Consider the following 13,453-nt stretch of genomic DNA (forward strand, 5'->3'; position numbering starts at 1 on the left):
CCTTTACCAATCCTCCGGTATCTCAGCACTAGCACCTGGAAGCGTACAACAGTCATCTGGATAGATAAAGTCTGGGACTGGATAAGCTATATCCTCCAGAAGGAATACGATTTCTTCCACACTGACAGCAGACACGTCAAAGAAGCCTATCACCTGCTCATCTTCATCGTTTACATTGAACATATTCCCTTTTAATTCAGCAGGGGGCGGGTCGAACACCGTGCCAGTAGTTTCTTTCTGCTGCTCCATAATTCGAAAGAACTCATAGGCCTGCTCTGTAATAGCATGCTGATACACCCTTAGCTTATATTTTTTTGTTATATATCTCTCAAACGGGATAAAGAGTATTTCCTGATTGCCCCTCTTTTGCCCGTTCGCCAGGCGGTCGCTGAGGACTTTAAACCTGTCTGGTCTTTCTGAGATGATGCATCGGGTGCAGCAGTTTTTTGGTGCAGGCCGGCCAAGGCTGTCAACAAAGTCGCGCGGCTCTGTTTCTACTTCGTAGATGCTCTCAAACGTCCACCGAAGGAAGTTCTTTACATCAGCCGGGTCTTGATAATCTACCAGAACTTTATAGCCAGGCAGAACTTTACGCTCCTTATACCTTGGAAAAGAAAATACCTGCTCGTCTACCTCAGCATGTATGGAGTCTATAGGCACTGGCCCCTTTAGTGTAACAGGATTAGATTTGTATACTCTGCCCCCTACCTCGATGTGCAACGTGTAAGTATGACCCACCACCCCGGCCGCCTCCAGCGGTTGCACCGGGAAGTAGTTGCCGTCGTCGCCGTCGTTGGCGAAGCGGTAGCGCTCCCCCTCGGCGCTGGTCACTTACACCTCCGCGTCCAGCACAAACTGGGTGTAGGGGTCGGCGTAGGGCCGGGAGTAGCTCAGGCGCACGTAGTTCTGCTCCGGAGCATTGGTGAAGCTGCCCTCCACCACCAGGTGCTCCCCCTGCTCGCTGCTCCTGAAGTCCAAAGGGTCGATGCAACTGACCAACAAGACCAGCGCAAGTATAAAAAAGCTTATTTTCATGGGGCTCGGGGTGTAATTAATAACTGAGACTACCAGTCCTTCGGTATTTCAGTAGTAGCGCCCGGAAGTGCACGGCAGTCGTCTGGCCAGCGAAACTCCGGCACAGGGTAGTCTATCTCTTCCGAAAGGATAGTTATCTCCTGCTTACTAACCGTGGAGGCGTCAAAGTAGCCGACCACCTGCTCGTCTTCATCGTTTACGTTATACACGTTTCCATGCACTTCGGCAGGCGGCGGATCAAACACGGTGCCAGTGGCTTCCTTCTGTTGCTCCATAATCCGAAAGAACTCGTAGGCCTCCTCTGTAATAGTATGCTGGTACACCGTGAGCTTATGCTTTTTGCTCAGGTACCTGTAGAAAGGGATAAAAAGTACCTCTTGGTTAATTACCTGCTGGCCATTTGTTAAGCGGTCTGTAACTACTTTAAACTTATTTAGCCGCTCTGTTAAGAAGCAGCGCGCACAGCAGTCTTTCGGCTTGGGTAGGCCGGTAAGGCTGTCAAGGTAATCACGAGGTTGTGTGGACACTTCGTATTGGCTGGAGAACGTCCAGCGGAGGAAGTTCTTCTCGTCGGCCGGGTCCTGGTAACCTACCTGCACGCTGTAGCCAGGCCACACCTTCCGCTCTTTGTAGCCCGGGAAGGAGTAGACCTGCTCATCCACCTCAAAACGCACCGAGTCGATGGGCACCGGCTTTTTCAGCGTGATGGGGCTAGACTCATAGGCTTTACCGTTCACCTCGATGTGCAGCGTGTAAGTATGGCCCACCACCCCGGCCGCCTCCAGCGGTTGCACCGGGAAGTAGTTGCCGTCGTCGCCGTCGTTGGCGAAGCGGTAGCGCTCCCCCTCGGCGCTGGTCACGTACACCTCCGCGTCCAGCACAAACTGGGTGTAGGGGTCGGCGTAGGGTTTGGAGTAGCTCAGGCGCACGTAGTTTAGGCTCGGATCATTGGTGAAGCTGCCCTCCACCACCAGGTGCTCCCCCTGCTCACTGCTCCTGAAGTCCAAAGGGTCGATGCAGCTGACCATCAATAAAAGCACAAGCATATAAAAGCCGGATTTCATAAGCTTCAGGTGTAATGTTTATACTGGGATCACCATCCCTCCGGTATTTCCGTGAAAGCACCATCCATTTCCCGACAGTCGTTTGGCATTTCATACGGCATGAAAGGGTATTTAATATCTTCCTTCTTGATAACCACCTGCCTTTTGCTGACTCCTGACACGTCAAAGAAGCCGATCACCTGCTCGTCCTCATCATTTACATTATACAGATTGCCCGTCACCTGGGCAGGCGGCGGGTCAAACACGGTGCCTGTCCCCTGCTTCTGCTCCTCCATGATGCGGAAGAACTCATACGCCTCCTCCGAAATAGCGTACTGGTAAATATCTAATTTATACTTAACTCCTAGGTACCTTTCAAAGGGGATGAAAAACACTTCCTGGTTTGTTACCTGTTGTCCATCTGTTAAGCGGTCGTCGACGGTATGGAATGGTCGAGGCACCTCATTGAAGAAACATCGCGAGCAGCAGTCTTTTGGTTCAGGCTGTGCGTTTCTAGGCTGCGTAGACACTTCGTATTGGCTGGAGAACGTCCAGCGGAGGAAATTCTTCTCGTCGGCCGGGTCCTGGTAACCTACCTGCACGCTGTAGCCAGGCCACACCTTCCGCTCTTTGTAGCCCGGGAAGGAGTAGACCTGCTCATCCACCTCAAAACGCACCGAGTCGATGGGCACCGGCTTTTTCAGCGTGATGGGGCCAGACTCATAGGCTTTACCGTTCACCTCGATGTGCAGCGTGTAAGTATGGCCCACCACCCCGGCCGCCTCCAGCGGTTGCACCGGGAAGTAGTTGCCGTCGTCGCCGTCGTTGGCGAAGCGGTAGTGCTCTCCCTCGGCGCTGGTCACGTACACCTCCGCGTCCAGCACAAACTGGGTGTAGGGGTCGGCGTAGGGCCGGGAGTAGCTCAGGCGCACGTAGTTCTGCTCCGGATCATTGGTGAAGCTGCCCTCCACCACCAGGTGCTCCCCCTGCTCACTGCTCCTGAAGTCCAAAGGGTCGATGCAGCTCGTAAAGAGAAGCAGCACAAGTACAAGTATGTTCTTTGGCATAAGCTGACGTCTAATAAAAACAAATTACCAATCAGCAGGCTTTTCGGTAGTGGCACCCGGGAGCGTGCGGCAGTCATCAGCATAATGGTAGTAAGGCACCGGATAGTCTATGTCCTTCCGCAGAATGGTAATCTGCTTTTTGCTGACTCCTGACACGTCGAAGAAGCCGATCACCTGCTCGTCCTCATCATTTACATTATACAGGTTGCCCTGCACTTGGGCAGGCGGCGGGTCAAACACGGTGCCGGTGCTCTGCTTCTGCTCCTCCATGATGCGAAAGAATTCATACGCCTCCTCTGTGAGTGAATGCTGGTACACCGTAAGCTTGTGCTTCATATCCAGATACCGCTCAAAAGGTATAAAAAGCACCTCCTGGTTAATCACCTGCTGCCCATCCGTGAGTCTGTCATTCGTTACTTTAAAATTTGCCAGGCTTTCCGTTACATAGCACTGTACACAGCACGATTTAGGCTGCTTTTCGCCACTAGGCGTTATATAATCTTGCGGCTGAGTGCGTACCTGGTAAAGGCTTAAGAAAGTCCATCGAAGGTAATTTTTATCCCCTGCTGGATCGTGGTAATCTACCAAGAACCTGTACCCAGGTCGTATTTCCTCCTTTAGGTAGCCAGGGAAAGGATACTCCCGCTCTTCCATCTCAAAATAAACGGTGTCTATAGGCACAGGCTGGTTTAACAAAGCAGGCTCAGACTGGTAGGTTCTCCCGTTCAGCTTGATAGTAAGGGTATAAGTGTGACCTACGGTGCCAAACGACTCCTCAGGCGCCCCCGGGTAATAGTAGCCACTTCCTTCCGCATTATTAAAGTAATAACGCTCACGTTCGCTGCTGGTAACAAAGACCTCTGCATCATGCACAAAGCGGTTGTAGGGGTCATCATAGGGTTTGGAGTAGCTCAGGCGCACGTAGTTCAAACCTGGCTCATTCGTGAAACTGCCCTCCACCACCAGGTGCTCCCGCTGGTCCCCGCCCCGGAAGTCCAAAGGGTCGATGCAACTCGTAAAGAGAAGCAGCGCAAGCATGAATAACTTTCGAATCCGCATGTATTAGAACTTCACGTTGAGGTTAACAGAAGGAATAGGCGCACCTATGATTGCTAACTTGTAAGCGCCAGGAGGGGCTCCGTAGTAATGTCGAAAGAAGGTGGAATAGGCATTTTTCCTCCCATACAAGTTATATATAGAAAGACTCCCGGTGTACTCTACCTTCGCCCCCTCGTTAAAGTCATAGTTGAGCGATACATCCAACCTGTGGTAGTCTGGCATGCGCTCCTGGTTGCGCCCCGTATAGTTGGCGAACACTTGGCCATAGTATCTGTACCAGGAATCAGATGCGGCCATAGGCCTGCCTGATGTGTAGGTAAAGTTGCCAGACAGCGTCAATTTAGGATGAAGCTGGTAGTTGGTAAATATGTTCAGGTTCAGAGGGCGATCATAATTAGAAGGGTAGTACTCGCCGTTATTGATGGTTTCCTGGGGGGTAGCCCCCTGGATCAAGCGCTTAGACCGGGAGTAGGTAAGGCTCACCCAGCCACTTAAGAGACCGGTATTCTTTTTCAGCATCCATTCTGAGCCGTAAGCTACTCCTTTGCCAGACAGTAAGTCTGCCTCCAGCGTAGGATTGAGTAGAAGCACTGCCCCATCTTTATAGTCTACCTGGTTCGTTAAACGTTTATAGTACACTTCCCAGCTAAACTCATACATGTTATTGGGCTCTACCCTGACATATCCTATGGACCACTGGTCTGCTATCTGAGGCTCTAGATAGTTGTTTGAGAGTTTCCACACGTCTACAGGCGTAATGGCCGCCGTGTTGGATACTAATTGTATGTACTGCCTCATCCGGCTGTAGCTCGCTTTTAGCGAGCTGTTGTCGTTGAGGGAGTATTTTATTGCCGCCCGAGGCTCCACTCCCTGGTATGTTTGCACGTTTTCCCCATCTGCATAGGCCAGTGTATCTATGATAGATGTTTCACTCCTGGGCTTTCCGCCTTCGTACAGGTATACATCACTCGGCCCTTGCTTTAGAAAGTAGGAGTACCTCACTCCTAACGATACCGATACTCTTTCGCTGAGCTCTATTTCATCGTTCACATACCCGTGCAACTCTATTCCCTTATCTTTCTCCAGTGTCCTTGGGTTGAGGCTGGAGGTACCATATGGCTCCAGCTTTCCCGGCTGTATTACATATTCTGCGACACCGCCTCCAAAGTCTATCGTGTGCTTACTTATCCCGAAGTAGCCCCAGTCTACTTTGGCTTGTGTAAAATCTATTCCTGAGTTCAGGTTAAACTCTTCTCCAATGGCTATGCCCTCTACATTGTTGTCGTAAATGCTTTTGGCTACAGTTACTGTGCTGCTAAGATTTTGGCTGTACACATGGTTCCACTTCAGGCTCCCTAGCTTGTTAGACCAATGATAGGTTGTGTCGTATGGAAACTTAAACCCGTCTTCACTATAGTAAGAAGAAAACTCCAGGCTGTTGTTAGCGTCAATTTTATAGTGAAGCTTTAGGTTTGCATCGTAAAAGTGTGCCGCGCTCTTCTTAATATTCTCACTTTTGAACATTTTAAGGAGGTAGGAAGGATAGGCAGCCCGCCCTGCAAGCACTATGGATAGCTTGGGCGTTAAAGGACCATACACACTAAACTTAGCTGATACCGGAGATACCCCAGCCTGGTAGTGCATTTTGTCACTTTCCCCATCTTTCATCCTCACATCCAGGATGGAAGAAATACGGCTACCGTACTGGGCCGAGATGCCGCTCCGGTGCAAGGTATAGCTATCCAATATATCAGGGTTGTATATGGAGAAGAAACCGAAGAGGTGCGATGAGTTGAAAACAGGAACATCATCTAATAGTACTAGATTCTGGTCAGCACTACCTCCCCGCACATAGAAACCCGCTGTTCCCTCGCCAGCACTAACCACGCCAGGCAAGCTGGAAACGGATCTAATCACATCTACTTCGCCTAACAGGGCAGGCATTTTAGTAAGTAGCTTTACATCCATATATGTGCTGCCCATATTGGTTGAGTTTACGTCAAAAGAGCTTTTCGCCGTAACCTCTACCTGCTTTAAGCTCATGTCTTTATCTTTAAGCTTAAGCCTCAGGGTTGTATTCTTCTTCAGTTCTACTTCCGTTGAGAGTGCGACCATGCCCAGGTACTGGCATTCCACCACATAAGTCCCTTCGGGGAGTTGCACACTAAAGCGCCCATTCTCATCGGCAGCCACCGTTTTATTTCCGGGGTTTATCAACACATAGGCTCCTATCAAAGGTGTTCCTGACTGATTCGAGACGCTGCCTGATAACTGATAAGTTTGACTTTGCGCCCTACAGACGGATACACTTATCAATGTTACTATTAGTGAGGTTAGTAGAATTGTTCTATACATTGGCTGAAAGAAGCAGATTAAACTTACAACATACAATATAGCATTTTCACTGAGTTTGTTCTAATTTTTAGCATGTTTTATGCAACTAAACCACATAATTGTCAGCGTGTATACATCAGGCTACTAAAAAGAAAAGGCTCTCGGAAACCGAGAGCCTTTGTCTAATGAAGAAGACTACTACCTAGTACTCTTATTCTACTTTTCAATCTAATCTAAAGTTAATCCATCGTCAAAGCGCCGCTCTCGATATCACTGTAGTTACCAGCTCTATCCATAGCCATAAAGTACACGGTATAGTTACCTTCGGCTAGCGCTTGCGTTACAGTTGCTGAATTTGCTCCCGAGAGTTGTACGCTGCGTAGAATCCCTTTCGCGTCCATAAAATCTTTCGGTGTAGTCGGCGCAGCTTTGCCCTCTTCGAGGATGAGGTACATACCAGTACCCGGTTCGGTTGACACAATGGTGATAGTGGCTCCGCTTCCGCTGTCTACTGCAGTACCCATTACTGTCGGATTGGCATTATCAACAACCAGCTTGTTAGCGTTGTTACGTCCGGCCAGCTCGTTTCCTGCAAAGTCCACAATACCATCTAGTCTTATCTGTACCGGGCCGCTTCCTGCCTCATCTGCTGTGTAGTCAAAAGTATACACACGCGGGTTGTTAGTTGCCATCAGCGTGTCTCTTCCTGATATACCTACACCTGAGAAGGTTGCGAACATCAGAGTATCATTCGGATTGACCGGCATCACTTCCTCGCTAAAGGTTACAGTGGCAGTAACAGTATTACCCGCTTTAACATAGTCTGCTGAATAAGTAAGGTCAGCAACTGGGGCAATGTTGTCTACTCTGTAGAGCTGTACGTACGCACTGTCAATGTTCACAGAACCGTACTCGGCAGTAGAAGTGATATTCTCGAACTTTGCTTCTGGGGTACCATTTCCTGTACCTGCTGTATAGATGGCATAGTAGTGACGTGCATCTATGCGTACTAAATCTCCTAGAGAGCCGGACACGAATGGCTTTGCACCTCTGTTGAAGGCTGTTGAGTCTTCCGTATTGAAACCAAAGTCCCCGATTTCGCTTACCGGAGCATCAAATTCAAAGAAAACAGTATCAGACTCACCGTTTCTCAATACTCCGCTGCCACCTCGCAGCCTTGCCGTAACAGAAGCCTCTGTTTCGGCTACCGTTACACTCTTAGTTCCTGAGTCAACGCCGTTGCTCACACTGATCGTTACGTCTCCAACCTCACCGAACTTTACCGTTACAGTTGCGCCATTGCTAGCTCCAACAATTTCGGCAGGACCAGAAACAGTCCAGTTGTAAGACTCAGGGTTGGTGATGTTGCCAAGCGTGTAGTCGTGCGTAGTTTCAGGCACGACCTCACTACGCCCAACTATCATCAAGTCATAAGGGGATCCGAAAGGCTCTTCTTCATCCTCGCAGCCTGTAAACATAAAGACAGTGAGGAGTGACAGCAGTAATAATGATAACTTATTTTTCATTTTTCTTCTTGTTTAAATTCGATTAGTCTACATCCCAGAAAACTCTGCTTGTGGCGACATCACCACCTTCAATCTCATTGGCTACAGATTGATAGTTCTCTCTGTTTAGCACGGCCTCCGTTTCAGGGTAAGTGTAACGAGTCGGCACGACATCAAACTCAGGGTTGAACTCTGCTGCCGGTGCCTGTAGCTGAGGGTAATCTAATCTTCTAAATGTTGTCCATGCTTCCCAGCCACGGTTATAGAATGCGATCCATTCCTGTAGGCCTATCACTTCTCTCCAGCCACCATCTGCAGCAGCCAGCGCCGAAGTATAGTTAACATCAGGCTGCGCTAAGTAAGCATTGATTTCGGCCTGAGGCACACCCCAATAACGCATAGAGGCTCTGATACCTGCATTGTAGTGGCTCTCAGCAGAACCACTTACATCGAAGTTTCTTGCTGCTGCCTCTGCCAGATAAAACTCAACTTCTGAATAGCTCATAAGCAAAGCTTCGAAGTCAGGAGCTGTAATTACTGGGTCTACATGCGAGAATACAGAGTAAGTATTGTAGTCACCGTATGTACCGCCTACATAACCACCTTTCTCTACCTCAGTAAAGTAAGGATCTCGGCGAGGGTCGTTCAACTCATTCATGATATCAATGATTGTGTTGGCTGCCACGAAGTCGTTTCGCTTGCTCTGCACCAGGTTAGACCAGATAGGGTTAACGTTTGGTGTAGCAGGAGTATATGCGAAGGCTGCATTGTCGCTTATTGACGTAAACACATGTGGAGCTGCTGCTTCAGCAGCAGCTTTAGCCTGTGACTCCTCTACATCAGCAATAGTAACAGCCATCTTCAGCTTTAGAGAGTTACCAAACTTGATCCACTTCGATACATTGCCGTTATAGATCAAGTCAGCACCGCCAAAGCTTGCAGAACCTTCACCAGCATTAAGGGTTGCCAACGCTGCGTCCAGTCTTGTAAACAAGTCATCGTAGATTTCAGCGGCATCATCATAAGCCGGATACACATTATCAGGATCCAACGCTTCAGTGTAAGGGATATCACCGTATGTATCCACTAAAATCTGCCACGTATAAACTTCCATGATCTCAGTGATGGCCAGCTGGTTAGCTTTCTGGTTAGCATCCTGGAACGTTTCATCCGCAGTGATGATAATTTTTGCTTCCCTTAGGTCCATCAACACATCGCGGTACAACGTGAACCAGAAGTTCTGTGGGATACTTCTGTTTACTAAGTCGTAGCGGCTCTCCTCTGGATAGGTAGTATTCGCCCACTGTTGCGACAGTAGTCTGAAGATACCCGAGTTCACATTCGGAGTCGTCATTTGGTCAACCAAATTACGCTGGGCATTTGAGAAGAGTGCTGTTGCCGGTACCACCGTTGGGTTCTTCGTGTCAATCAGATCGTCCTCAAAGTCATCCGTACAGGCACCCACTGTGAATGCCAGCATTAGAAATAAAAATATCTTTTTCATGTTAATCAAAATTAAAATCTTGCTCTGATGTTAAAACCAACATTCCTAGTTGTAGGATAAGCACCACTTTGATATCCTAAAGAAAGGGTGCCTGCGGCCAAGCCTTCTTCAGGGTCAGAGTATGGCGTGTTCTTGTGGATAATCCACAGGTTTCTGCCGTACACGGACAGGTCTATCCCCTGGAACACTTTTAGTTTAGATACAACAGATTCCGGCAGGCTGTAGCCCAGTGTAACCTCTCTCAACTTCACATAGCTCGCATCATACACAAACCCTTCTGCAGGCATAGTAGCATATCCCAAACCAAGAAGCGGGTTCACTCTGATATCATTCTTCACATACTCTGGGTTTTCGGCAGTGCCTACGTTTTTAACACCGTCAAGTATAACTCCACCACCTTGGCTGATAGGGTTTCTAACCGGGTTGCCCAGGTCGTTGAGGAATGAAGTAGACTCAGGAACACCTGTGTACAGGCCATAGCTCTGGTCAAGAGAGAACACATCGCCTCCCTGCTTCACATCAATTAAGAAGCCGAGTGATACGCCTTTATACTTCAATGTGTTATTCACACCGCCGATCCAGTCCGGGTTAATATCACCGATAGTAGTATTGGCGTCTCCGTTTGAGCGGTAATATCCTCTTGAGCTTACCACTTTCTGGCCCATGTCATTGTAAACAAAGCCTGGTCCTTTGATGGTACCAAACGGCTCGCCCACGTGCGCATTCAGCGTCACACCTCCTTGGAAAGAAGCAATGGTATAGTTATCAACAGGTCCTAAGTCTACAACTTCACTTCTGTTTCTTGTCCAGTTAGCATTTATAGTCCAGGAGAAGTCGTCGGTTTTCACCGGAGTACCAAAAGCAGCTACTTCAAAGCCCTTGTTCACAACCTCGCCACCGTTAATCCACTTGTAGCTAAGGCCTGTTGCTCTGGATACCTCTGTACGAAGAATTTGATCGACGCTGCTTGCGTTGTAGTACGTTACGTCTAAGCCTGCGCGAGCATCCAAGAAAGTTGTTTCGATACCTATCTCCCAGCTTTTTGTGCGCTCCGGCTCCAGGTCAGGGTTATTTCTAGTGCTGTTTACAGAAGCTAGTGGCTGTGAGCCATACGGTGCGATCAAAGAATACGTGGTGTACACACTCAATGGCTGGGCCATGTTTCCTACTTCAGCGTAGTTAGCTCTTATTTTACCATAGGTAAACCCGTAGGTTGGTTCGAAGAGCTCTGAAAACACAAAGCTACCTGAAATTGAAGGGTAGAAGTATGTGTTGTTATCTGTTGGCAACGTAGAAGACTGGTCTACTCTTGATGCCAGATCCAAGAACGCAAGCTCTTTGTAGCCTAAAGTTGCGCTAGCAAAGTATCCGTTCACACGCTGTCTTGTCTCAACCTCAACCGGAGCAAGTATAGGGCTCGCTGAGTTCGACAGAGAATACAGTTTAGGGATAACCAAACCACCGTTAGTTGTGGCGCGAATAGTAGACAGCTTTGTGTCGCGCAGGTTTGTTCCGATGGTACCGCTCAGGCTAAAGTCCTCATTCAGGTCTTTGTTCACGTTCGCCATCAGGTCAAAGTTCGTCTCGCTGAACCTGCCGTTGTACCTTGTGTAGCTTGCTACCTCATTAGAACCAACTGCTACACGCTCTTCACGCATCTCATTGTAGGTATCCAAGGCGGCTCTACCCATGATGCTCAACCAATCAGTTACCTTGTAATCTAACTGCACTTTGCCTAAGTAACGCTTTCTGTTATCGTTGTTGTAGTTCTCGTAGCGAGTCCAGTACGGGTTGTCTGTATAAATTGGGGTAGGATCATCCCAGGCAGTTCTGTTCCAAGACATGTTCTGGCCAGTTCTGAAATAAGCATCCTCCAGTTGCTTGATGTCCACGTTTACCGGCCACCACTGTCTGAAGCTCTGGTTCGGGTTCAGGCCACTGTATCCTGTACCAAATCGACCTAAGCCATCTACATCCGTAAAGTTGATGGAGGCAGAAGCAGTCAGTTTCTCTACCAGGTCATAGCTAGCTGAAAGGTTCAGGAAGTTCTTCGTGATATTACTGTTCGGCAGGATACCATCGTTGCTGTTTCTGCCATAGCTTACTCTAAATGATCCCTGATCGTTACCACCGTCTATTGCAATGCTGTGCGATGTGCCATAAGCATCTTCGTAGAAAGTAGTTGGGTCGTTTGCGGCGGCCACCCACGGGGTTGGCGTCATGTAGAAAGGAGAGGTAGGGTCAAACGCGTTCCACTGGTAAACCAGCAGGTTAGGGTTAAACGCAGCACCTCCTGATGCGTCTTCTGTAGTTGGCACTACCAGTTCAAGATCTCCGTCTCCGTCAATATCGATGTTCCAGAAACGCGGATCCTGCTCCTCTACCCCTTTTTCGTTATAGGTAGACCCAGGATAGCCGGAACCATAGTTCTTCTGATATCTAGTATACGTGCTCTTGTCAATAAAGCCCCAGTTAGCGCCAGTGTTCACAGTTACGCCTATACCTTTATTCTTGCTACCCTTTTTAGTTGTGATCATCACAACACCATTGGCAGCACGGGAGCCGTACAGAGCAGTAGCTGCAGCTCCTTTAAGAACAGTCATGGAAGCGATGTTGTCCGGGTTGATGTCCGCTGCGGCATTTCCATAGTCATAACCGCCACGGCCTATAGCTTGGCTAGAAGTGTTGTTGGTAGAGTTGTCCACCGGCACGCCATCTATCACGAACAGTGCCTGGTTGTTACCGCTAACTGATTTATTACCACGAATAATCACGTTAGTAGAACCACCAAGGTTGTTGTTCTGCTGAATCTGGACACCAGAAACTTTACCTGAAAGTGCGTTAGTAAAGTTTGCCTGTCTAGTTTCCGACACCTCATCCCCATTGATAGATGTAGCAGCGAAAGACAGCTCGTTTTTAGTCTTCTCGATACCCAAAGCAGTTACCACCACTTCTTTTAGCTGCTCAGAGTTTACAGGCAGGCTTACGTTTACTGTAGAAGCGTTTCCAATTGCTTTTTCAGTTGTTTGATAGCCTATAAAGCTAAATACCAGAGTTTTACCGCCTTCAGGCACGTTGATAGAGTATCCCCCATCAGCACCCGTTGCAGTACCTACAGTCGTACCCTTTACGAGCACCGTAACTCCAGGTAACGGCTGGCTGGTCGCCGCATCTACTACCTTTCCGGTAATTGCCCTCACCTGTGCCATGGCCTGATCCAGCAGGGCGGTCACAAGCAAGAGACACAAGAATAGAATTTTCTTCATTGTGATGTTAGTTTAAAGTGAGTGTTTAAGGTTAAAAATTGCGACATATTACAAGGTATAATATAACCTTGGGTGGAGGTTCAAATACAGCATACACATCTAAAATATGATGTGTGCAGGGCATAATAGGACAGTACTCTCCCATATTACCATTTGTCGCTTATTGGCAAATGGCACTAAGAAGATAAAACTGACAAAGGCACAAGAGCAGAAACTGGCATATTTGCAGTATCTGTTTCTAGAGCCTACTTATGCAGGCCAGGTGGCCCACAAGCAATTATGCTACAATAAAATTTAGGGAGGGGGGGTGGGAACAATGCCTTAAAGGCACTTCTTTAAGTAGTAAATCTTTCTTCATAAGTTGTTTGTTTAAGGTGAGATAGTTCAAGTATATTAAAATCGTATCATATTAACAAAACATTATAGGTCTAATTTAAACACTATACAGAGCAATAGCATCAACCTTTGAAAGCAACCACCTAAACATCAACACCTTACAGCATGCTAAAAAATTCCTGTTTAAACAGCATCACTTTAGTCGCGTCTACTCTTATCGCTCTTGCTGCTACCGTTGATAGAGGTGAACCACTTAAGTGGTAACAGCGCCTTAAACATAATTTTTTTTATATCTAATACTACT

General features: G+C 48.0%; 9 protein-coding genes. All 9 read right to left on the reverse strand.

Features of this window, described 5'->3' with window-relative positions; all coding sequences use genetic code 11:
- Positions 1-3 precede the first annotated feature (3 nt).
- The 9 genes from CA264_RS15350 to CA264_RS15385 all read right to left on the reverse strand — a co-directional run bounded on the left by CA264_RS15350 (position 4) and on the right by CA264_RS15385 (position 12,813).
- Positions 4-831, reverse strand: a complete 828-nt coding sequence (locus CA264_RS15350; RefSeq protein WP_237151130.1) for a DUF4249 domain-containing protein — start codon at positions 829-831, stop codon at positions 4-6.
- Positions 832-1,035 (reverse strand): hypothetical protein, encoded by a 204-nt coding sequence (locus CA264_RS22250; protein WP_237151131.1) that lies wholly within the window; start codon positions 1,033-1,035, stop codon positions 832-834.
- A 29-nt stretch (positions 1,036-1,064) separates the two neighbouring features.
- Positions 1,065-2,099, reverse strand: a complete 1,035-nt coding sequence (locus CA264_RS15355; protein WP_025608271.1) for a DUF4249 domain-containing protein — start codon at positions 2,097-2,099, stop codon at positions 1,065-1,067.
- Between the two features lie 29 nt (positions 2,100-2,128).
- Positions 2,129-3,145 carry a DUF4249 domain-containing protein gene (locus tag CA264_RS15360; RefSeq protein ID WP_025608272.1) on the reverse strand — a complete coding sequence of 339 codons (1,017 nt, stop codon included), beginning with the start codon at positions 3,143-3,145 and terminating at the stop codon, positions 2,129-2,131.
- 24 nt (positions 3,146-3,169) lie between these two features.
- Positions 3,170-4,204: a DUF4249 domain-containing protein gene (locus tag CA264_RS15365; protein ID WP_036776956.1), complete on the reverse strand. Its 1,035-nt coding sequence runs from the start codon at positions 4,202-4,204 to the stop codon at positions 3,170-3,172.
- A 3-nt stretch (positions 4,205-4,207) separates the two neighbouring features.
- A complete protein-coding gene (locus tag CA264_RS15370; protein WP_025608274.1) occupies positions 4,208-6,559 on the reverse strand; it encodes a TonB-dependent receptor in 2,352 nt (783 codons plus the stop codon).
- A gap of 218 nt (positions 6,560-6,777) precedes the next feature.
- Positions 6,778-8,064 carry a hypothetical protein gene (locus CA264_RS15375; RefSeq protein WP_025608275.1) on the reverse strand — a complete coding sequence of 429 codons (1,287 nt, stop codon included), beginning with the start codon at positions 8,062-8,064 and terminating at the stop codon, positions 6,778-6,780.
- Between the two features lie 22 nt (positions 8,065-8,086).
- Entirely contained in the window at positions 8,087-9,547 is a 1,461-nt protein-coding gene (locus CA264_RS15380; RefSeq protein WP_025608276.1) for a SusD/RagB family nutrient-binding outer membrane lipoprotein, read from the reverse strand.
- Positions 9,548-9,558: 11 nt separating this feature from the next.
- Positions 9,559-12,813 carry a SusC/RagA family TonB-linked outer membrane protein gene (locus CA264_RS15385; RefSeq protein ID WP_025608277.1) on the reverse strand — a complete coding sequence of 1,085 codons (3,255 nt, stop codon included), beginning with the start codon at positions 12,811-12,813 and terminating at the stop codon, positions 9,559-9,561.
- Positions 12,814-13,453 lie beyond the last annotated feature (640 nt).

The organism is Pontibacter actiniarum, from assembly GCF_003585765.1.
Taxonomy (GTDB): domain Bacteria; phylum Bacteroidota; class Bacteroidia; order Cytophagales; family Hymenobacteraceae; genus Pontibacter; species Pontibacter actiniarum.